At 69.8% G+C, this 19,372-nt stretch carries 21 protein-coding genes; 16 read left to right on the forward strand and 5 right to left on the reverse strand.

What is annotated here, in order from left to right:
* Window positions 1-89 precede the first annotated feature (89 nt).
* Genes RTL41_RS15615 through RTL41_RS15630 form a run of 4 tightly spaced genes read left to right on the forward strand, consistent with a single transcriptional unit; the run spans window position 90 to window position 5,209 of the window.
* Window positions 90-884 (forward strand): acyl-CoA thioesterase domain-containing protein, encoded by a 795-nt coding sequence (locus RTL41_RS15615; protein ID WP_312165985.1) that lies wholly within the window; start codon window positions 90-92, stop codon window positions 882-884.
* Between the two features lie 35 nt (window positions 885-919).
* On the forward strand, window positions 920-1,600 hold the full coding sequence (locus tag RTL41_RS15620; protein ID WP_312165986.1) for an ABC transporter ATP-binding protein: 681 nt from the start codon (window positions 920-922) through the stop codon (window positions 1,598-1,600).
* A 25-nt stretch (window positions 1,601-1,625) separates the two neighbouring features.
* A complete protein-coding gene (locus RTL41_RS15625) occupies window positions 1,626-4,139 on the forward strand; it encodes an ABC transporter permease (protein ID WP_312165987.1) in 2,514 nt (837 codons plus the stop codon).
* Window positions 4,139-5,209 (forward strand): carotenoid 1,2-hydratase, encoded by a 1,071-nt coding sequence (locus tag RTL41_RS15630; protein ID WP_312165988.1) that lies wholly within the window; start codon window positions 4,139-4,141, stop codon window positions 5,207-5,209. Before RTL41_RS15625 ends, RTL41_RS15630 begins: the two co-directional genes overlap by 1 nt.
* Here RTL41_RS15630 and RTL41_RS15635 read toward each other — a convergent pair.
* Window positions 5,206-6,282, reverse strand: coding sequence for a zinc-binding dehydrogenase (locus tag RTL41_RS15635; protein WP_312165989.1), 1,077 nt, complete (start codon window positions 6,280-6,282; stop codon window positions 5,206-5,208). The two genes, RTL41_RS15630 and RTL41_RS15635, sit on opposite strands and share 4 nt — an antisense overlap.
* 93 nt (window positions 6,283-6,375) lie before the next feature.
* On the opposite strand from RTL41_RS15635, the gene fabD reads away from it, so the two are divergent.
* The 6 genes from fabD to RTL41_RS15665 all read left to right on the forward strand — a co-directional run bounded on the left by fabD (window position 6,376) and on the right by RTL41_RS15665 (window position 12,155).
* Window positions 6,376-7,320 carry an ACP S-malonyltransferase gene (gene fabD, locus RTL41_RS15640; RefSeq protein ID WP_312165990.1) on the forward strand — a complete coding sequence of 315 codons (945 nt, stop codon included), beginning with the start codon at window positions 6,376-6,378 and terminating at the stop codon, window positions 7,318-7,320.
* Between the two features lies 1 nt (window position 7,321).
* Window positions 7,322-8,062, forward strand: coding sequence for a 3-oxoacyl-[acyl-carrier-protein] reductase (fabG, locus tag RTL41_RS15645; protein ID WP_312165991.1), 741 nt, complete (start codon window positions 7,322-7,324; stop codon window positions 8,060-8,062).
* 140 nt (window positions 8,063-8,202) lie between these two features.
* Window positions 8,203-8,442, forward strand: a complete 240-nt coding sequence (locus RTL41_RS15650; protein ID WP_056019455.1) for an acyl carrier protein — start codon at window positions 8,203-8,205, stop codon at window positions 8,440-8,442.
* Between the two features lie 83 nt (window positions 8,443-8,525).
* Window positions 8,526-9,809 (forward strand): beta-ketoacyl-ACP synthase II, encoded by a 1,284-nt coding sequence (fabF, locus tag RTL41_RS15655; protein WP_312165993.1) that lies wholly within the window; start codon window positions 8,526-8,528, stop codon window positions 9,807-9,809.
* Window positions 9,806-10,894 (forward strand): endolytic transglycosylase MltG, encoded by a 1,089-nt coding sequence (gene mltG / locus RTL41_RS15660; RefSeq protein WP_409418343.1) that lies wholly within the window; start codon window positions 9,806-9,808, stop codon window positions 10,892-10,894. Before fabF ends, mltG begins: the two co-directional genes overlap by 4 nt.
* Before the next feature lie 187 nt (window positions 10,895-11,081).
* The gene (locus tag RTL41_RS15665) at window positions 11,082-12,155 is read left to right on the forward strand and encodes a DUF2853 family protein (protein WP_312165994.1); all 1,074 of its coding nucleotides are present in this window, start codon (window positions 11,082-11,084) and stop codon (window positions 12,153-12,155) included.
* Window positions 12,156-12,189: 34 nt separating this feature from the next.
* Here RTL41_RS15665 and RTL41_RS15670 read toward each other — a convergent pair whose 3' ends face one another.
* Window positions 12,190-12,603: a hypothetical protein gene (locus RTL41_RS15670; RefSeq protein WP_312165996.1), complete on the reverse strand. Its 414-nt coding sequence runs from the start codon at window positions 12,601-12,603 to the stop codon at window positions 12,190-12,192.
* A 221-nt stretch (window positions 12,604-12,824) separates the two neighbouring features.
* Between RTL41_RS15670 and RTL41_RS15675 the strand changes: the two genes are divergently transcribed.
* From RTL41_RS15675 to RTL41_RS15685, 3 genes are all read left to right on the forward strand, one after another.
* On the forward strand, window positions 12,825-13,706 hold the full coding sequence (locus RTL41_RS15675) for a YicC/YloC family endoribonuclease (RefSeq protein WP_312165997.1): 882 nt from the start codon (window positions 12,825-12,827) through the stop codon (window positions 13,704-13,706).
* Between the two features lie 73 nt (window positions 13,707-13,779).
* Window positions 13,780-14,436, forward strand: coding sequence for a guanylate kinase (gene gmk / locus RTL41_RS15680; RefSeq protein ID WP_312165998.1), 657 nt, complete (start codon window positions 13,780-13,782; stop codon window positions 14,434-14,436).
* Window positions 14,437-14,978: 542 nt separating this feature from the next.
* A complete protein-coding gene (locus RTL41_RS15685) occupies window positions 14,979-15,287 on the forward strand; it encodes a hypothetical protein (protein ID WP_312166000.1) in 309 nt (102 codons plus the stop codon).
* A gap of 105 nt (window positions 15,288-15,392) precedes the next feature.
* Here RTL41_RS15685 and RTL41_RS15690 read toward each other — a convergent pair whose 3' ends face one another.
* Window positions 15,393-15,728 (reverse strand): hypothetical protein, encoded by a 336-nt coding sequence (locus tag RTL41_RS15690; RefSeq protein WP_312166001.1) that lies wholly within the window; start codon window positions 15,726-15,728, stop codon window positions 15,393-15,395.
* Between the two features lie 265 nt (window positions 15,729-15,993).
* Between RTL41_RS15690 and RTL41_RS15695 the strand changes: the two genes are divergently transcribed.
* Window positions 15,994-16,644, forward strand: coding sequence for a hypothetical protein (locus tag RTL41_RS15695; protein ID WP_312166002.1), 651 nt, complete (start codon window positions 15,994-15,996; stop codon window positions 16,642-16,644).
* A gap of 1 nt (window position 16,645) precedes the next feature.
* Here the strand turns inward: RTL41_RS15695 and pncB are convergent, their stop codons facing one another.
* Window positions 16,646-17,950, reverse strand: coding sequence for a nicotinate phosphoribosyltransferase (gene pncB / locus RTL41_RS15700; protein WP_312166003.1), 1,305 nt, complete (start codon window positions 17,948-17,950; stop codon window positions 16,646-16,648).
* A 47-nt stretch (window positions 17,951-17,997) separates the two neighbouring features.
* On the opposite strand from pncB, the gene RTL41_RS15705 reads away from it, so the two are divergent.
* Complete coding sequence (locus RTL41_RS15705; RefSeq protein ID WP_312166005.1) at window positions 17,998-18,444, forward strand: SRPBCC domain-containing protein; 447 nt, start codon at window positions 17,998-18,000, stop codon at window positions 18,442-18,444.
* Between the two features lie 43 nt (window positions 18,445-18,487).
* Window positions 18,488-18,853: a YbaN family protein gene (locus tag RTL41_RS15710; RefSeq protein WP_312166007.1), complete on the forward strand. Its 366-nt coding sequence runs from the start codon at window positions 18,488-18,490 to the stop codon at window positions 18,851-18,853.
* 1 nt (window position 18,854) lies between these two features.
* Here RTL41_RS15710 and RTL41_RS15715 read toward each other — a convergent pair whose 3' ends face one another.
* Window positions 18,855-19,370, reverse strand: coding sequence for a CinA family protein (locus RTL41_RS15715; RefSeq protein WP_312166008.1), 516 nt, complete (start codon window positions 19,368-19,370; stop codon window positions 18,855-18,857).
* Window positions 19,371-19,372: the final 2 nt, after the last annotated feature.

The raw sequence follows: 19,372 nt of genomic DNA on the forward strand, positions 1-19,372 counted from the left end.
CGTCCTCCTCGGATCAACCCGCATCTGGCTCCAGGCTTATGAGTCCACGCCCTAGGCCGTGCAAAGGGAATCCGTCATGGTCCCGCGCCATGACGAACGAACCCTTTTTCAAACGGGACGGTCAATACTTCGTCCCAACTCCCGCCGGCCGCGGTCCCTGGAACCCTCAATCGCTCCACGGACGGGTCATCATTGGTCTTCTCGGCTTTGTGCTTGAGCAGAAGCACGGCGACGCGGACTTCATCCCTGCGCGCCTGACGGTCGACATGTACCGCCTGCCGGGCTTTGACCCGATCGAGGTGACGACCACGGTCGTCCGCGAGGGCGGCCGCATCCGCGTGGTCGACGCCGAGTTCATTTCGGGCGGCGTCAGCATGGCGCGGGCCTCCTGCCAGTTCCTCAAGCGCACCGAGAACTCGGAAGGCAATGTCTGGAAGCCAGGCACGTGGAACGTGCCGTCGCCGACCGATATCCCCGAACCGGAGAACCGCGGCGGCATGGGCGGCATGTGGGCCTCGCGTCCGATCAGCGGCGGCTTCGCCACGGCCGAGCAGCGCCGCACCTGGATGAGCGAGGTGCGCGACATCGTCGAGGGCGAGGCGTTGACGCCGTTCCAGCGTGTGGCCGTGGCCTGCGATTTCGTCAGCCCGCTGACCCATGTCGGCGACCATGGCCTGGGCTACATCAACTCGGACGTGACGCTCTATCTGCACAAGCTGCCGGACACCGAGTGGGTCGGCTTCGAGAGCATCTATCACGGCGCCGACGACGGCGTGGCGGTGGGCGACGCCCGGGTCTATGACGAGAGCGGCCCGATCGGCGTCGCGTCCTGCACGGCCCTGGCCCAGCGCCGTCTGGCGCCGCCTTCGCCGAAACCGTCCTAGCTTCGTCAGGGCGCGGTTCAGGCTAGGATGAGCCGATGACCGCGCCCGTTTTGCAGATTTCGGACCTCGCCAAGTCGGTTCCCGGCGGCCGCATCCTGTTTGCGGGATTGAATCTGCGCCTGGCGCCCGGCGAGTTCGTCGCCATCATGGGGGAGTCGGGTGTCGGGAAGTCGACCCTGCTCAACCTGATCGCCGGTCTGGACCGGGCCGACGACGGCGCCATCGCCATCGACGGCGTCGATCTGTCCGGCCTGGACGATGACGCCAGGACCCTGCTGCGCCGCGACCGGGTGGGGTTCGTCTTCCAGGCCTTCCACATCCTGCCGCACCTGACGCTCGGCCAGAACGTCGCCCTGCCCATGGTGCTGCAGGGCGCCAGGGGCGACGAGGCCCTGGCGCGGGCGCAGGACATGCTCGAAGCGGTCGGCCTTGGGGGGAGGGCCGGCGACTATCCGCGCCAGCTCTCGGGCGGCGAGATGCAGCGCGTGGCCATCGCGCGGGCGCTGATCCACCGGCCGCGCCTGCTGCTGGCCGACGAGCCGACCGGCAATCTTGATCCGGAGACCGCCAGGCGGGTGCTGGAGGTGTTCGCCGGCGAGGTTCGGCGCTCCGGCGCGGCCGTGGTGCTGGTGACCCACTCGGAGGTCGCGGCCGCCGCCGCCGACCGGACCCTGATCCTTGGGCGGGACGGCCTTGTCGAACGCATCCCAGCCTAGGCGGCGAGGGCTCGCGGCCCGCTGGATGATCCTGGGCGAATGGCGCGCGCATCCGATGCGGGTGCTGACCGCCGCGGCCGCCATCGCCATCGGCGTGGCGCTGGGCCTGGCGGTGCATCTGGTCAACGCCTCGGCGCTCAGCGAATTCTCCAAGGCGGTGAGCGCGGTGAACGGGGATGCGGAGCTGCAGGTCCGCTCCACGACCTCGTTCGGCTTCGACGAGGCGCTGTACCCCCGGCTCGCGCGGCTGCCGGGCGTCGCCGCCGTCAGCCCGGTAGTGGAGCTGGAGGCCGGAACCGACCGCACGGGGGAAACGGTGACGGTTCTGGGCCTGGACGTCCTGCGCGCCGCGGTCGTGACGCCCAGCCTGATCGGGCGGCCGCTGTCGGCCGACGGCGAGGCTCGGGGCCCGACCATGGACGCCGCCTTCGATGAGCAGGCCGTGTTCCTGTCGCCGGCGGCGCTGGCGGGGCGAATGGTCGGCCAGGAGATCGAGCTGACGGCCGGCGGGCGCAAGGCGCAGTTCAAGATCGCCGGCGTGCTGCCGGGCGCGGGCGAAGAGCGCCGGCTGGCGGTGCTGGACATCGCCTCGGCCCAGTGGCGGCTGGGCCGGATCGGACGGCTCCAGCGCCTGGACCTGAAGCTGGACAAGGGCGCGGACGTCCAGCGGGTGGCCGCGGCCCTGGCCGGCCAGTTGCCGGCCGACGCGCAACTGGTCAGCCGCGAGAGCGAGGCGCGACGGAGCGACAGCCTGAGCCGGGCCTACCGGGTCAATCTCGACATGCTGGCCCTGATGGCGCTGCTGACCGGCGGGTTCCTGGTCTATTCGGCGCAGTCGCTGTCGGTGGCGCGGCGCAGGCCGCAGTTCGCGCTGCTGCGGGTGCTGGGCGTGCGCCGCCGCGCGCTGCTGGCGCAGGTTCTGGCGGAGGGGATCTGCGTCGGGCTGGCGGGAGGCGTCGTCGGGATCGCCCTGGGCTTTGGCCTGGCTGACGTGGCCTTGCGGGTGCTCGGCGGCGATCTGGGCGGCGGCTATTTCGGCGAGGCGAGGCCGCAGTTGGTGCTGACGCCCGGCCCGGCGCTGGTGTTCCTGGCCCTGGGCCTGATGACGGCGATCGTCGGCAGCCTGGCGCCGGCGCGCGAAGCGGCCAGGGCGCAGCCGGCCGTGGCGCTGAAGAACGCCGGCGACGCCGTCGACCCGCGGGTGACGCCGCCGATCTGGCCCTCGCTCGTCCTGCTGGCGGCCGGCGGGCTGGCGGCCTTCGCTCCGGCCGTGCGAGGCGTGCCTCTGTTCGGCTACGCCGCGATGGCGCTGCTGCTGGCGGGGGGCGTGGCGGCGATGCCCCGGCTGGCGCGAGTGCTGCTGGCCGGGCTGCAGCGTCGCCCGCTCGGCCATGTGGCGGCCGACCTGGCGGTGAAGCGGCTTTGGGGCGCGCCTTCGCAGGCCGCCGTGGCGCTGTGCGGCGTGGTCGCCAGCACCAGCCTGATGGTGGCGATGGCGGTGATGGTGTCGAGCTTCCGCGGCTCGGTCGAGGACTGGCTGACCCAGGTGCTGCCGGCCGACCTCTATGTCCGCATCGAGGCGGTGGGCACGGGCGGCGGGTTCGACCCGGCCGAGCAGGCGAGGCTGGCGGCCACCCCCGGCGTCGCGCACATCGCCTTCATGCGCACGACGATGCTGCGGATGAGCGCCGATGCGCCGCCGCTGGCCCTGATCGCGCGCCCGGAAGGCGGCCTCGATCAGGGGGGCCCGCCGATGATCGGTCGCACCGCGCCCGCGCCGGCGGGCGCGATCCCGGTCTATGTGTCGGAACCCGCGGCCTGGCTCTACGGGTGGAAGGCGGGGCAGGAGATCGCGCTGCCGATCAGCGGCGCCGACCGACCGTTCTTCGTGACCGGCGTCTGGCGGGATTACGCGCGCCAGCACGGCGCGGTGACCCTGGAGAGCCACGACTATACGGCCCTGACCGGCGATCGTTCGCGTAGCGAGGCCTCGGTGACCCTGGCGCCCGGCGCGGACCGCGAGCAGGTCGCCCGGGCGCTCGAAGCCAATGTCCCGGCCAGGCTGGCCGGGCGGGTGACGGTGGCCGAGCCGCGGGCCATCCGGGACATGGCTCTGCGGCTGTTCGACCGCAGCTTCGCGGTGACCTACGGCCTGGAGGCGATCGCCATCGTCGTCGGGCTGGCCGGCGTGGCGGCGACGATCTCGGCCCAGACCCTGGCGCGGACCAAGGAGTTCGGGATGTTGCGGCATCTGGGCGTCACGAAGGGGCAGATCGTGGGCATGCTGGCCGCCGAGGGCGCGCTGCTGGGCGCGGTCGGCGGGCTGGCCGGGATCGGCCTTGGGCTGGTGATGAGCCAGGTGCTGATCCATGTGGTCAATCCGCAGTCGTTCCACTGGACGATGGAGACCAGGCCGCCCTGGGGACTGCTGGCCAGCGTCGGCGCGGCGCTGGTCGCCTCGGCGGCGGGCACGGCGTTGCTGGCGGGCCGGCGCGCGGTCTCGTCGGACGCCGTGCGCGCCGTGCGGGAGGACTGGTGATGCGTTGGTTGCTGGCGCTGCTGACCCTGCTGGCCGTGTGCGTGGCGCCGGTCGTGGCGCAGACCCCGGCCTATCCCGAGGTTCGCCCCGGCGTGGCGCTGAGGTTCCCGGCCGATCATGGGGCGCACCCGGCCTTCCGGACCGAGTGGTGGTACGTCACCGGCTGGCTGAAGACGCCCGAGGGCGAGGAGCTGGGTTTCCAGGTGACCTTCTTCCGCTCGCGCCAGCCGGTGGATGAGGCCAATCCCAGCGCCTTTGCGCCCAAGCAGATCCTGTTCGCCCATGCGGCCCTGTCGGACCCGGCGGTCGGCAAGCTGCTGCACGGCCAGCGGATCGCGCGGGCCGGGTTCGGGCTGGCCGAGGCGGCGACGGGCGACGCCGACCTGATCATCGACGACTGGCGTCTGCGGCGCGAGCCCGACGGACGGTTCGTGACCAAGGCGGCGGGAGAGGGCTTCGTGCTCGACCTGGCCTTTGCGCCGACCCAGCCGGTGCTGCTGCAGGGCGAGGGCGGGTTCAGCCGCAAGGGGCCGCTGCCGAGCCAGGCCAGCCACTACTACAGCCTGCCGCAACTGAAGGTGACGGGATCGGTGTTGCGGAACGGCAAGGCGGTGAAGGTCGCCGGCACGGCCTGGCTGGACCGCGAATGGTCGTCGACCCTGCTGGACCCCGCCGCGGTCGGCTGGGACTGGGTCGGGCTGAACCTGGACGACGGCGGCGCGCTGATGGCCTTCCAGGTCCGCGATGCGGCGGGAAAGGCGTTGTGGGCCGGCGGCTCGCTGCGCGGGCGCGACGGTGCGGTGACCAGGTTCGCGCCGGCGCAGGTGACGTTCTCGACCCTGCGCAACTGGCGCTCGCCGCGGACCCAGGCGCTCTATCCGGTCGAGCGGCAAGTCACCGTGCGCACGCCCCAGGGCGAGCGGCGATGGACCCTGCGGCCGCTGTTCGACGATCAGGAGCTGGACAGCCGCGCCTCCGGCGGCCCCGTCTACTGGGAAGGGGCCGTGCGCACGCAGGGCGGGCGCGGCTATCTGGAGCTGACCGGCTATGTCAGCCCGATGAAGCTTTAGGGCTGGACCAGGATCTTCACGTGGGCCTCGGGATCGCCGAGGTCCTTGAAGGCCTGGGCGACGCCGTCGAGCCCGACCGTGCCGGTGACGACGTTGTTGACGTCGATCCTGCCCTCGGCGATGTCGTGCAGGGTCGCGGCGAACTCCTCGGGCGTGTAGCCGAACACGAAGGTCAGCTCGATCTCCTTGGTGATGGCGATGGCCGGCTCGATGCGGTCGCTCTCCATGCAGACCCCGGCGACGACGATCTGGGCGCCGGCCGGAGAGGCCTCGATCAGGCTCTGCAGCACGCCGGGCGAGCCGACGCATTCGAAGACGACAGGACGACCGAAGCTGCCGCCCATCATCCGCACCATGTTCTGGGCGGCGCGGGCGGTGGGGACGCCGAAGCCTTCCCAGCGGGCGTGAGGGCTCTCGACCGCCGGGTCGATGACGACGTCCGCGCCCAGCATCTCGGCGGCGGCGCGGCGGCGCGGCGAGAAGTCGGCGGCGATGACCGGGCCATGGCCGCGCGCCTTCAGGCCGGCGATGACGGCCAGGCCGACCGGGCCGCAGCCGACCACCAGGGCGACGCTATTGGGATCGAGGCGGGCCTTGGCGACGGCGTGCGCGCCGACGGCGAACGGCTCGGTCAGCGCCGCCTTGTCGGTCGGCAGGCCGTTCGGCACTTCCAGCAGCAGGGCCTCGGAGAGGATCATCCGCTCGGCGAATCCGCCGGGCAGGTTGTTCGAGAAGCCGAGCATCTCGACCCCGCCGGCCGGGGTGAGGGTGGCCGGAATCGAGACGACCCGGGCGCCCGCCTTGAGTGCGCCGGTCGTGCCGGGGCCGTGCTCCAGGATCTCGGCGCAGAACTCGTGGCCGAACACCGTGTCGGCGGTCGGATCGAAGCCATCGCCCATGCCGCCGGCGCGGCGGGTGAGGTCGATCATGTGCTCCATGTGATGCAGGGCGTGCAGGTCCGAGCCGCAGATTCCGCAGGCCAGGGTGCGCACCAGGACCTGCCCCTGATCGGGCTTCAGATCGGCGATCTCGTCGCAGACCAGTTGCTTGTTCCGCCGGATCACAGCGCGCATGACATCCTCCCGTTCTCGATCGCCGCCTTGCCGGGGCTTGGCTTATCCCCTAACCCTCCCGGCTCGGAATCGTAAGTGCGTGGGAGACGCGCAATGAGCCTCGCCTTCATTTTTCCTGGTCAGGGCAGCCAGGCTGTCGGCATGGGCGCCGACCTGGCCGAGGCCTTCGCCTCGGCGCGTGAGGTGTTCCAGGAAGTCGACGACGCCCTGGGCCAGAAGCTGTTCGCGCTGATGCGCGAGGGCCCGGAAGGCGACCTGACCCTGACCGAAAACGCCCAGCCGGCCCTGATGGCCGTGTCGCTGGCGGTGACCCGGACCCTGGAGAAGGAATTCGGCGTCGGCATCGAGAAAGCCGCCTTCGTGGCCGGTCACTCGCTGGGCGAATATTCGGCGCTGGCCGCCGCCGGCGCGATCAGCCTGGCCGACACGGCGCGGCTGCTGAAGCTGCGCGGCCAGGCCATGCAGCGGGCGGTTCCGGTCGGGGCTGGCGCGATGGCCTCGCTGATCGGCCCGAAGACCGACGTCGCCCTGGCGGAAGCTGCGGCGGAGGCCGGTTCGAAGGTCGGGGTCTGCGTCGTCGCCAACGACAACAACAACGGCAACGTGGTGATCTCGGGCGACAAGGCCGCGGTCGACGTGGCCATCGAGAAGGCCAAGGAACTGGGCGCGCGGGCGATCCCGCTGAACGTCTCGGCGCCCTTCCACTGTCCGCTGATGCAGCCGGCCGCCGATGAGATGGCCCAGGCGCTGGCGAGCGCTACGATCCTGGCGCCCCGCGCGCCGGTCGTGGCCAATGTGACGGCCCGGCCGACCCTGGACCCGGAAGAAATCCGCCGGCTGCTGGTCGAGCAGGTCACCGGCCGCGTGCGCTGGCGCGAGAGCATGATCTGGCTGGCCGGGGAGGGCGGGGTGACCCGCTTCGCCGAGGCCGGCGCGGGCAAGGTGCTGTCGGGCATGGCCAAGCGCATCGCCCCCGACGCCGAGGCGACGCCGCTCAACACGCCCGCCGACCTTGAAGCCTTCGCGAAGGGACTCTGAGATGTTCGACCTGACGGGAAAGACCGCCCTGGTCACCGGGGCGACCGGCGGCATCGGCGGCGAGATCGCCAAGGCGCTGCACGCGGCGGGCGCGCATGTGGTGCTGTCGGGCACCCGCGAGGCGGTGCTGCAGGACCTGGCCCAGCAACTGGGCGAGCGGACCTCGGCCGTGCCGGCCAACCTGTCCGACCCGGAATCGGTCGACAGCCTGATCAGCCGCGCCGAAGAGGCGGCGGGGAGCGGGATCGACATCCTGGTCGCCAACGCCGGAATCACCCGCGACGGCCTGCTGATGCGGATGAAGGACGAGGACTGGGACGCGGTCCTGAAGGTCAACTTGGAGAGCTATTTCCGGCTCAGCCGGGCGGCGATGCGCGGCATGATGAAGCGCCGCCATGGCCGAATCATCGGCATCACCTCGGTGGTCGGGGTGATGGGCAATCCGGGCCAGGCGAACTATGCGGCCTCGAAGGCCGGCATGATCGGCTTCTCCAAGGCCCTGGCCCAGGAGGTCGCGACCCGCGGCATCACAGTGAATTGCGTGGCGCCGGGCTTCATCGAAAGCCCGATGACCGACGCGCTGAACGAACAGCAGAAGGCCCAGATCATGGGCACGATTCCGGCCGGGCGGCTGGGAACCGGCGGTGAAGTGGCCGCCGCCTGCGTCTACCTCGCCAGCGATGAAGCCGGTTACATGACGGGCCAAACCCTGCATGTGAATGGCGGCATGGCCATGATCTGAGCCCGCTGGCGTGGCCGTGGCGAACATGCTACGTCGCCGCGCGAACCGGCGAGGCGAAGGTCTCTACCCGTATATCCGCAACGGTTGACATCCCGTCGGCCGTCGCGGATGGATTTAGCGAAACAAAGGGACTTAAGCGAATGTCCGACATCCTCGAGCGCGTGCGTAAGATCGTCATTGAACATCTGGACGCCGACCCCGAGAAGGTCACCGAAAAGGCGAGCTTCATCGACGACCTGGGCGCTGACAGCCTCGACAATGTCGAGCTGGTCATGGCCTTCGAAGAAGAGTTCGACATCGAGATCCCGGATGACGCCGCCGAGCACATCCAGACCGTCGGCGATGCGGTGAAGTTCATCGGTGAGCGCCTGGGCGCCTAAGGCGAACCCACGGAATTCATTGACTATTCGGCCGCCGCGAAGCTCTTCGGAGTTCGCGGCGGTCTGCGTTTGGAGGCCCGCTCATGCGTCGTGTCGTCGTCACCGGCATCGGTTTGCTGACCCCCCTCGGCCAAGGCGCCGAGATTACCTGGAAAGCCCTTCTTGAGGGCAAGTCCGGGGCGGGGCGCATCACCACCTTCGATCCCACCGACTATGCCTGCCAGGTGGCCTGTGAAGTGCCGCGGGTCGATGGGCGCGGCGGCGGCGGGGAAGGCGTGCCCGGGTCGTTCAATCCGGACGACACCCTGCCTCCCAAGGACCAGCGCCGGGTCGACGATTTCATCCTCTATGCGATCGCGGCGGCTGACGAAGCCGTGAAGGATTCGGGCTGGGCGCCTGAAACCGACGAGGACAAGGAACGCACCGGAGTCATCATCGGCTCGGGGATCGGCGGTCTGGCCACCATCGAAAAGACCAGCGTCGAGCTGTTCGAGAAGGGCCCGCGCCGCGTCAGCCCGTTCTTCATCCCCTCGGCCCTGATCAACCTGGCCTCGGGCCAGGTTTCGATCCGCCACGGGTTCAAGGGCCCGAACCATTCCGTCGTCACCGCCTGCGCCACCGGCGCCCACGCGATCGGCGACGCGGCCCGCCTGATCAAGTACGGCGACGCCGACGTGATGATCGCCGGCGGGGCCGAGGCGGCCATCTGCCCGGTGGGCGTCGCCGGCTTCATCGCTTGCCGCGCCATGTCGACCGGCTTCAACGACGATCCGCAGAAGGCCAGCCGTCCCTACGACAAGGACCGCGACGGCTTCGTGATGGGCGAAGGCGCGGGCGTGCTGGTGCTGGAAGAGTACGAGCACGCCAAGGCGCGCGGCGCGAAGATCTACGCCGAGGTCGCGGGCTACGGCCTGGCGGGCGACGCCTATCACATCACCGCCCCGGCCGAGGACGGCGACGGCGGGTTCCGCGCCATGAAGGCCGCGATCAAGGACGCCGGCATCGACGTCGCCGAGATCGACTACGTCAACGCCCACGGCACCTCGACGCCGCTCGGCGACGAGATCGAGCTGGGCGCGGTCACCAGGTTGCTGGGCGATGCGGCGAAAAACCTGACGATGTCGTCCACCAAGTCGGCGACCGGCCACCTGCTGGGCGCCGCCGGCGCCATCGAGTCGGCCTTCACGGTGCTGGCGATCCGCGACCAGATCGCGCCGCCGACCATCAACCTCGACAACCCCTCGGTGGAGACGCAGATCGACCTGGTCCCGAACAAGGCCAAGCCGATGAAGATCGACGTGGCGCTGTCCAACAGCTTCGGGTTCGGCGGCACCAACGCCTCCGTGGTGTTCAAGAAGGTCTCGTGAGCCGCCGACCGCGCAAGTCGGCCGGCAGGGGGCGGCGCAAGCCTGGCGGAGCCCTGCCGCCGCTTCGCCGCCTGGGGATCATCCTGGGCAGCGCGGCGGCGACGCTGGGCGTGGTGCTGGCCCTGGTCCTGGCCTGGGCGCTCTGGTCCTACCAGGGACCCGGCCCCTCCACCGACGGCGGCGAGACGCGGGTGGTCATGCTGCGCAAGGGCGCGGGCCTGACGGAGATCGCCTCGACGCTGGAACGCTCCGGGGCGATCCGGTCCAAGGCGCTGTTCGCGGCGGCCGCCCAGGTCACCGGCTCGGCCAAGTCGCTGAAGGCCGGGGAATACGAGTTCAAGAGCCGGGCCTCGCTCGCCTCGATCCTGCGCGACATCCGCGAGGGCAGGATCGTCATCCACCAGGTGACCATTCCCGAGGGCATGACCTCCGAGGCGGCGTTGGCGACGCTGATGGCGCGGCCCGACCTGACCGGCGTGGCGGCGGCGCCGCCCGAAGGTTCGATCCTGCCCGAGACCTACCAGTATGAACGCGGCGAGGACCGCTCGGCGGTGCTGAAGCGGATGATGGACGCCCGCGACGAGCTGCTCGCCCTGCTGTGGGAGAAGCGCCAGCCGGGCCTGCCGATCAAGACTCCAGACGAGGCGGTGATCCTGGCCTCCATCGTCGAGAAGGAGACCGGCATCGCCAGCGAGCGGCCGCAGGTGGCGGCGGTGTTCGTCAACCGGCTGCGCAAGGGCATGCGGCTGGAGAGCGATCCGACGATCATCTACGGCCTGAACGGCGGCAAGCCGCTGGGCCGGGGCCTGCGCGCCTCGGAACTGGCCAAGCCGAACCCCTACAACACCTATCAGATCGACGGCCTGCCGCCGACGCCGATCGCCAATCCCGGCCGGGCCGCCTTGGCCGCGGTGCTCGACCCGCCGGCCAGCGAGCATCTGTTCTTCGTCGCCGACGGCGGCGGCGGGCACGTCTTCGCCCCGACCTACGACGAGCATCTGAAGAACGTCGCCCGGTGGCGGGCGATCGAGAAGCAGCGTGCGGAGGCCGCCGCGCTTCAGGAAAAGGCGGCGGCTGCGCGCTAGGGAGCACGTGCTCGCCGGCTGCGGCGCGCGTGTTCCCTCCGGTGAATCCCCATGCCCGCTCAGCAAATCGCCCTAGCGCCGCGTCCTTGGCTTGGTCCTATCGGTTAACGGACAGGCGTCGAGCGCGCCCTCCGCTGGCGCTTCCTGCCCGACGCCACATCCATCGAACGGATTGGAGGACGGGCTTATGGCCGAAGATTGGTCCATCGACGTCAGGAAGTACGTCCCGAACGCCGATTCCAAGGTGATCGACGCGATCGTCCGGTATTGCGGGATCGCCTTGCAGAACCGGGATTCCTCGCTCGTGTCGTTCAGCGACCCGGCGGAGGTCGGTCGGGTCCGCGAGAACTATCTGAAGAAGAAGCTCGGGCTGACCCTCAGCGACGCCGACCTGGACGATGCGATCGCCGACGTCGGTGAGCGCATGAGGGGCGATCCGACCAAGAACCGGGTCACGGTCTACTACCTGCTGGCCGAGCGCTTCCGGAAGCTGTCGCTGTTCGGCGGCACGGACGTGGCCGGCGGGGTCGGGAAGGCGACATTGGCGGCAGGCGCGCTGGGCGCCGGGGCGGTGGCGGCCTCGGTCGCCAGCGCCGCCACCGACGCCTCGGCCACGGTCGCCGATTTCGCCGACCGGCCGCGCCGGGTCGAGGATCGCCCCCCGCCGGCCGCCCCGGTCTACGCCGCACGCTCGACCGCGGCCGCGGCCCCCGCCGCGAGCTCCGGCCTGGCGCGCTGGTTGCCGTGGCTGCTCGGGCTGGCGGCCCTGGCCTTGCTCGCCTGGTTCTTCCTGGGGCGCCAGACCGCCCCCACGACGGCGCCGGTCGCGCAGGTGAGGACGCCCCCGCCGGCGGCGGTCGATCCGATCGAGGCGGCCCCCGCGACCGTCGCGCCGGTCATCGCCAGCACGCCAGCGCCCGCCACGGCGCCGGCGGCGATCGTCGGATTGCCGGCCCGGGTGCACTTCGCCCTCGGCTCGGCGATGATCGGCGGCGACGAGGGCCGGGCCATCGACGAGGCCGCCGCCGCGATCAGGCAGGACAGCCTGAAGGTCGCCGTCACCGGCTATACGGACCGGACCGGCAATCTGGCGATCAACGCGCCGCTGGCCCAGCAACGCGCCAACGCGGTGCGTGACCGGCTGATCGCCGCGGGAGTGCCGGCGGGCGATATCGAGATGGTGGCGCCGGCCGCCGTCGAGAACGGGCCGGCCGGGGTCGCCGATGGAGAGGCTCGCCGCGTCGAGATCACCCGCCGATAGGGCCGGGGGCTGCGCAGTCGCCGCGGCTTGCGCTCTAGGAGCGCGGGTCGCGGCGGTCGCGGAACAACGGCAGGATGGCGGCGAACAGCAGCAGGACCAGCGTGATGTAGTTGGCGACCTGGTCTGAAGGCCGGACGAGTTCGGTCTGGAAGAAGCGCCGGAAGAAGGTCAGTTCGATCACGGCCAGGGCGAACATCATCAGCACCGCCAGCACCCCGACCGACAGGCGCTGCGCCAGGCTGGGAGAGACGGCGAAGGTGCGGACCGCAAAGCCCGCCGCCGGCAGCAGGATGAAGGCGACGATCAGGGCGCCGGCGACCTGGCCGAACAGCGGTTCGACCCCGACCAGCTCGACGAGGTCGCGAATGAGCTTGGCGACGCCGAACGAGGTGAAGAGCGCGCAGAAATAGATGAAGGCCGCGCCGGCGATACGTCGAACCACGGCCATGTCGACCTCCTCCGTGACAAGCTGCGCATCGAAATCGTTACTGCACACGGCGGGCGTCGGCTGGCGATCATCCACGCGACGGCGACTAGACGACGCCAAGGCGCGGGAGTCGACTAGAGACGTGACGGGGCGTGGCGTAGCCAGGCCGTTTCCGCGGCGTGTAAGCTGCGTCGGCTGAATGGTGCGGTTTTCGAGGGGCGTGGGTCCCGGGGGTGCTTCCAATGCCACTATCTGGGATGACGGGCTTTGGCCGGGCCGAGGGCTCGGCGGGCGACTGGAGTTGGGCGGTCGAAGCGCGCTCGGTGAACGGCCGCAATCTGGAGATCCGGTTCCGCGGCCCGCCGGGCTTCGACCAGTTGGACCGGGCCGCGCGCGAGGGAGCCCAGGCGCGGTTCGCCCGCGGCCAGGTCAATGTCGGGGTGCAGGCCAAGCGGACCGACAGCGGCGTCGAGATCAAGATCAACGAAAACGTCCTCGCCCGCTATCTGGCCATGGGCGCGCCGCTGATCGAGGCCGGCAAGGCCGGTCCGCCCAGCCTGGACGGGCTGCTGGCCCTGCGGGGCGTGGTCGAGGCGACCGAGGGCGATGACGATCCCGAGGCGCAGGCGGCGCTGCAGGCGGCGATCGCGCTGTCGATCGGGGCGGCGCTGGAGGCCCTGGCGGCTTCGCGTCGGGAAGAAGGCCTGGCGCTGACCGCGGTGCTGATCGGGCTGGTCGACAAGATCGAGGTCCTGGTCGGGGAGGCGCAGGGCCTGGCCGAGAGCCAGCCGGCGGCGATCAAGGAGCGCTTCGCCAGGCGGATGGCCGAGCTGGTGGGCGAGGCTGTTGGCGCGGACAAGATCGTCACCGAAGCCGCGGCCATGGCGGTGAAGGCGGACGTGCGCGAGGAGCTTGACCGCCTGCGTGCGCATGTGGAGGCGGCGCGGGCGCATATCGTGGCCGAAGGGCCGCAGGGGCGGCGGCTGGACTTCCTGACCCAGGAGTTCATGCGCGAGGCCAACACCCTGTGTTCGAAATCGGCGCTGGGGGCTTTGACCACGGTCGGCCTTGAGCTTAAGGCGACGATCGAACAGTTCCGCGAGCAGGTTCAGAACGTGGAATAGGAGTACGCCCTTCCTCATAGGCAGGGCGGATCGACGCGAGGCGACCGGATGGCCGGCGTCGCAAGGAAAGAGAATGACTGACGGACACGACCATCCCAGGCCCTGGGAAACCAACCGCCGGGGAATGATGCTGCTGGTGTCCTCGCCGTCTGGGGCGGGCAAGACCTCGCTGTCGCGGCGGCTGGTGGCCGACCACAGCGACCTGATGCTGTCGATCTCGTGCACCACGCGCGCGCCGCGGCCGGGCGAGGAGGAGGGGCGCGAGTATTATTTCGTCGATCGTCCAACCTTCGACGCGATGATCGCGCGCGGCGAGTTCCTGGAGTGGGCCGACGTCCACGACAACCGCTACGGCACGCCCAAGGCCCCGGTGATGGCGGCGCTGGAAGCGGGCAAGGACGTGCTGTTCGACATCGACTGGCAGGGCGCCAAGCAGGTCGCCGACGCCGCGCCCGCCGATAGCGTGCGGGTGTTCATCCTGCCGCCGTCCTGGGAGGACCTGTCGCGGCGGCTGCATGCGCGGGCCCAGGACAGCGAGGAGGTCATCCAGAAGCGCCTGGTGAAGGGCAAGGACGAGATCGAGCACTGGCGGCTCTACGACTATGTCATCGTCAACAAGAACTTCGACCGGGCCTATGCCGACCTCGGCCACATATACCGCTCCGAGCGGATGAAGCCGGGCCGGAACCCCTGGCTGCCGCAGTTCGTCGAAGGGCTGCTGGACGAATAGCGGCCGCCTGAGCAAGCTGCGCCATAGTTACAGTATAGCTTCATCATATTGAGTGCTCGTCATGCGATTAATCCCGTGTGACGAGTATTTTGTTGTGCTAATCGTGCATTTGATTGACCGTGGGTGGAGATTTGGTCGCCCCATCGGGAGCTCGGACCGGTCAAGCCTAGGGGCGCCGTGGGGAACTACGCCTGGCGGCGGCAAGACGACAGGAGGGCCAGTATGAAGTTGCTTTCAGTCATCAGTGCTGCGGCCGTTGTCACCATGTGCGCGCCGCCCGCCGCGGCGGCGACCGCCGTTTCGAGTTCCTGGCCGCCGGAGCCGGGGCTGGCGACATGGGCCGTCGCCGGGGCGGGGCTGGCGGGGGCCGTGCTGTGGCGGCTAGGCCGACGGGCCCTCCACGCCTGAGCAGGCGTTCACAGGATTTCGGGCTCGAGGGCGCCTCTCCTGTTTGGGGACGCGGCGACTCTTCGGATGGTGCCGGACGGCGGGTCCCGAACGTCGGGCTGGCCGACCGACGAACAGCCCGAACGGAGTCGCGCATGTCTGCTTTTGTTCTGCCCATCGAGGCGGGCGTGAACGAGAAGATCTGGGTCGAGATGCAGCGCAAGCCGCTGCTGGCCTGTGTGGGCGAGGATCGGCACCTGGTGGCGCGCTGCGCTTCGCCGGGGTGTGAGCGGGTCGCCCCTTGCGACCCCGCCCATTGGGTCGCCCAAGGCCTGGGCGGGCTGCCGTTGCGGGCGTTCACCGACCGGATGCGCTGTGTCTGCGGCGGGCGTCGGGCGGAGCTGAGCATCGCCGCGGGGCCGCTGCCCGAGCGGGCGGGCGGCGAGGTGTACGTCTTTCGCTGAGCGGCGCTGTGGCGAGGTGAGCCCAGGTCCATGGCCGGGCGACGTCGAGCAGCGAAAAAAGAAAGCGCGCCCCGTCCGGAGAGCGGGGCGCGCCTGGCGTGAGCCTTATTTCTTGAGCATGGCCTGCAGTTCGTCGGCCGTGGCGTTGATCGTCGCCGAGCCGTCATCGATCGCCAGCTTGCTGGTTTCCACGGCGAAGGTGTCGTCGCCCATCTTGATGGTGGCGACTTCATTGCCGGTGGCGTCAGGCTTGACTTCCGTAACCGTGCCGATGTTGGCGCCGGTCTTGTCCTTTACAGCAGCGCCCACGGCCAGGGTGGCGGCGGTGGCGCTGGCGTCAGTCGCCGCCGGAGCCGGCTCGGACGCGGCGTCCTGAGCGAAGGCCGGAGCAGCGATGGCGAGGGCGAGGGCCGCAGCCCCGTAGGTGAGGATGGAACGCATGAAGTCTCCCGTGGATCTGTGAAGCCTCCCCCGAGGCGTCCCCAAGCTCGCGGCTGATTTTGGCGATCGAAAGACCTGGATAAGGCAAAATAAAGGCATCGGTATGCCAGAATTTCCATATAGAAATGGACTTTGATAAACATATTCGAGCATGGAGTATGGTCCGCGGACCTTGGTCCGCGGTGCGCCGGCGCATCAACGCCAAGCTTGACCTTGCAGTCTGCGCGCGCAGGAATGCGCACGGGGAACAACCGGAGGCAGGGGAATGAAGCGGGTTTGGCTCGGTTTGGTTGCAGCGCTGACCTGGGGCGAATTGGCGCAGGCTGCACCGATCAAGATCGAGCCGGTCCAGACGCTGGGATCTCCCGTGCAATACCGAGACGGCATGGCGGGCGCGCGCTCGACCCTGGCGAAGAGCGAGGCGGCGATCGTCGTGGTGCGCGAGACGCTGGACGAGAAGGACTCGCCGGTCATCGCCCTGGCGGTGAAGAACTACGGACAGACGGCCTTCAATCTCACGCGGCGGAACGTCGAGGTCCGGGTCGATGGGCAGTTGCAGCAGGTGCTTACCCGCGACGAGGTGACCGCCGCGACGCTTGATCGGGCCCGCAAGCGCGAGCGGTGGGCGCGGATCGCTGCGGGCCTCGATGGCATGGGCTCGGCCTTGCGCGACGAGCCGACGCGGCCGAACCCGAAATTCCAGCGCAACATCGAAACCGCGCAGATCGAGGGCGCGGCGGAGGTCGAAGCCGCGCGTGACTATGGTTTCGTCGCCCAGACCCTGGAGCCCGGCGAGAGCCACTGGACCGAGCTTGGTCTGGGCCCGCTGCCCAAGGGCGCCCAGGACGTGACGATCGTCGTGACGATCAACGAGGAGACGCATACCTTCCCGCTGAAGGTGGCGCGCTACCGCTAGTTCAGACGCTGACCGGCTGGGCGATGCGGCCGGCCTCGCCGAACACCCGGATGTAGCGGGCGATCTCGGCAGGATCGCCGGTGGCCTTCTCGGGATTGTCGGAGAGCTTCACGGCCGGGCGGCCGTTGGCCTGCGTGACCTTGCAGACCAGGGAGATCGGGTCGAGGGCGTCGCCGCCGCCCGGCAGGCAGCCCTTGAAGTCGTTGGTCAGGTTGGTGCCCCAGCCGAAGCTCATGCGCACGCGGCCGGCGAAATGGCGGTGGGCTTCCTCGATCGAGTCGATGTCCATGCCGTCGGAGAAGACCAGCAGCTTCTCGCGCGGGTCGCGGCCCTTGGCCTTCCACCATGCGATGATCTCCTCGCCGCCGGCGATGGGCGGAGCGCTGTCGGGGCGGAACCCGGTCCAGTCGGCGACCCAGTCGGGGGCGTCGGCCAGGAAGGCGCGGGTGCCGAAGGCGTCGGGCAGGGCGACCAGCAGGTTGCCGCCATAGGTGCGCCGCCATTCGTCCAGCACCTGATAGGGCGCGGCGCGCAACTGCTCGTCGGTGTCGGCCAGGGCGGCGGCGACCATGGGCAGTTCGTGGGCGTTGGTGCCGATGGCCTCGAGGTCGCCGTCCATGGCCAGCAGCACGTTGGACGTGCCGAGCACGGCCCGGCCCAGCCCCTCCTTCAACGCCTCGACGCACCAGCGCTGCCAGAGGAACGAGTGCCGGCGACGGGTTCCGAAGTCGGAGATCAGCAGGCCGTCCAATCTACGCAGGCGCTCGACCTTCTCCCAGAGCTTGGCCTTGGCGCGGGCGTAGAGCACGTCGAGCGCGAAGCGACCCTGGCCGCGCAGCACGGCGCGGGTGCGCAGCTCGTTGATGATCGCCAGGGCCGGGATCTCCCACATGCTGGCGTGGGTCCAGGGGCCGTGGAAACTGAGCTCGTACTGGCCGTCGTGTTTCGTCAGTTCGTAGGGCGGCAGGCGGAAGTCGGCGAGCCAGGCGATGAAGCCCGGTTTGAACATCTGGGTCTCGCCATAGAAGGTGTTGCCGGCCAGCCAGATCAATTCCTTCCTGGAGAACGACAGGGTGCGGGCGTGGTCGAGCTGGGCGCGCAGCTCGCCCTCGTCGACGACGTCGGCCAGGCGCACCTGGCGTGTGCGGTTGATCAGCGAGAAGGTGGCGTTGACGTCCGGGTGCAGGCTCCAGATCAACTGGAGCATCAGCAGCTTGTAGAAATCGGTGTCGAGCAGGCTGCGGATGATCGGGTCCAGCCGCCAGCCGTGATTGTAGGTCCGCGTCGCGAGGTCGGTGATCGCCATGAGCGGACAATGGCAGTCCGCGCGTGGTTTCGGAATATGGTCGCGCCATGCATCAGATTCGCACCGAAGCGATCATTCCGGCGGCGCCAGACCAGGTGTGGGACGTGCTGGCCGACTTCGCGCGCTATGGCGAATGGAACCCGCTGAACCTGGAGGTGCGCGGGCAGGCGCGGGTGGGGACCAGGGCCAGGATGGTGTTCCGCAATCTGGCCGCCGCGCGGGGCGAAGGCGTCATCCGGCAGACCGTGCGGATCGTCGCCGCCGAGCCGGGGCGGGAGTTGGCGTGGTCGGGCCACGTGCCGCTGCTGTTCGCCGGCCGCCACGGCTTCCTGCTGTCGCCGCACGGGGAGGGAACGCATGTGCTGCACACCGAACTGCTGGGCGGGCTGCTGCCGATGACCTGGAGCCGGGAGAGGATCGCCCGCGATTTCACGCCGGCCTATGAGGCGGTGAATGTGGCGCTGGCGGCGCGGGTTGCAGAATTGGCGCTCTGACCCCTATCGCTCTCTGGGTTTTTGAGAGAGACTCTCAATTGGCATGACGCGCGCGCTTTATCTGGTTCTGGGCTTGGGGTTCACGGCGTTGGGCGTGGCAGGCGCGTTCCTGCCGCTGCTGCCGACCACGGTGTTCCTGATCCTGGCGGCGGCCTGTTTCGCCAGGTCCTCGCCGCGGCTCGAGGGGTGGATCCTCAATCACAAGCAGTTCGGGCCGCTGGTCCGCGACTGGCGGGCCCATGGGGCGATCCCCAAGCGCGCCAAGGTGCTGGCCTGCACCGGCATGGCGGCGGGGTTCGCGATCTTCTTCCTGTCGGTGCATCCGGGCCTGTGGCTGGGCCTGGGCGTGGCGGCCGCGCTGGGCCTCTGCGCGGCGTTCGTGGTCTCGCGGCCGAGCGCGCCGCAGTAGCTCAGTGCGCCAGGACGGCGGCGTGCAGCATGTCGAGCCCCACCTGCAGGCACGCGAGCCTGACGCCGGCGCGGCCGATATTGCCGAACCGCTCCATCCGCACCTGAAGTGGCCGGCCGCGCGCCGCGACAGCGAACCAGACCAGTCCGGCCTGCTGACCAGGATCGGGGCCGGCCTCGCACCAGCCCGTCACGGCCAACACGATGTCCGCGCCGGAATTGGCCAGCGCCCCCATGGCCATTTGGCGAACGGCTTCCTCTGACACGGGGCCGTGGTCGCGCAGCGTCTCCCCGCGGATTCCGAGAAGCTGCTGCTTGGCGGCGTTGCTGTAGGTGACGAAAGCGCGTTCGAAGACATGCGAGCGACCGGGGACATCGGTGAGCAGCGAGGCGATCAGGCCGCCGGTGCAGCTTTCGGCGGTGGCGAGTTTCAGCTCCCGGTTGCTGGCCGCACGCAGCACCTCGTGGGTCAGGGCTTCGAGTTGCGGCGGCAGGATGGGGCTGAGCGCTTCGGCCATCG

It is taken from the genome of Phenylobacterium sp. (genome assembly GCF_031984885.1).
Taxonomy (GTDB): Bacteria; Pseudomonadota; Alphaproteobacteria; order Caulobacterales; family Caulobacteraceae; genus Phenylobacterium.

Coding starts and splice junctions, on each gene's coding strand:
- RTL41_RS15665 (WP_312165994.1), top strand. CDS start 11,082: ATGGCCGAAGATTGGTCCATCGACGTCAGGAAGTACGTCCCGAACGCC.
- RTL41_RS15715 (WP_312166008.1), bottom strand. CDS start 19,370: ATGGCCGAAGCGCTCAGCCCCATCCTGCCGCCGCAACTCGAAGCCCTG.
- RTL41_RS15710 (WP_312166007.1), top strand. CDS start 18,488: ATGACGCGCGCGCTTTATCTGGTTCTGGGCTTGGGGTTCACGGCGTTG.
- RTL41_RS15620 (WP_312165986.1), top strand. CDS start 920: ATGACCGCGCCCGTTTTGCAGATTTCGGACCTCGCCAAGTCGGTTCCC.
- RTL41_RS15670 (WP_312165996.1), bottom strand. CDS start 12,603: ATGGCCGTGGTTCGACGTATCGCCGGCGCGGCCTTCATCTATTTCTGC.
- RTL41_RS15705 (WP_312166005.1), top strand. CDS start 17,998: ATGCATCAGATTCGCACCGAAGCGATCATTCCGGCGGCGCCAGACCAG.
- fabD (WP_312165990.1), top strand. CDS start 6,376: ATGAGCCTCGCCTTCATTTTTCCTGGTCAGGGCAGCCAGGCTGTCGGC.
- gmk (WP_312165998.1), top strand. CDS start 13,780: ATGACTGACGGACACGACCATCCCAGGCCCTGGGAAACCAACCGCCGG.
- RTL41_RS15635 (WP_312165989.1), bottom strand. CDS start 6,282: ATGCGCGCTGTGATCCGGCGGAACAAGCAACTGGTCTGCGACGAGATC.
- RTL41_RS15695 (WP_312166002.1), top strand. CDS start 15,994: ATGAAGCGGGTTTGGCTCGGTTTGGTTGCAGCGCTGACCTGGGGCGAA.
- RTL41_RS15685 (WP_312166000.1), top strand. CDS start 14,979: ATGTCTGCTTTTGTTCTGCCCATCGAGGCGGGCGTGAACGAGAAGATC.
- pncB (WP_312166003.1), bottom strand. CDS start 17,950: ATGGCGATCACCGACCTCGCGACGCGGACCTACAATCACGGCTGGCGG.
- fabF (WP_312165993.1), top strand. CDS start 8,526: ATGCGTCGTGTCGTCGTCACCGGCATCGGTTTGCTGACCCCCCTCGGC.
- RTL41_RS15615 (WP_312165985.1), top strand. CDS start 90: ATGACGAACGAACCCTTTTTCAAACGGGACGGTCAATACTTCGTCCCA.
- RTL41_RS15650 (WP_056019455.1), top strand. CDS start 8,203: ATGTCCGACATCCTCGAGCGCGTGCGTAAGATCGTCATTGAACATCTG.
- RTL41_RS15625 (WP_312165987.1), top strand. CDS start 1,626: ATGATCCTGGGCGAATGGCGCGCGCATCCGATGCGGGTGCTGACCGCC.
- RTL41_RS15675 (WP_312165997.1), top strand. CDS start 12,825: ATGCCACTATCTGGGATGACGGGCTTTGGCCGGGCCGAGGGCTCGGCG.
- RTL41_RS15690 (WP_312166001.1), bottom strand. CDS start 15,728: ATGCGTTCCATCCTCACCTACGGGGCTGCGGCCCTCGCCCTCGCCATC.
- fabG (WP_312165991.1), top strand. CDS start 7,322: ATGTTCGACCTGACGGGAAAGACCGCCCTGGTCACCGGGGCGACCGGC.
- RTL41_RS15630 (WP_312165988.1), top strand. CDS start 4,139: ATGCGTTGGTTGCTGGCGCTGCTGACCCTGCTGGCCGTGTGCGTGGCG.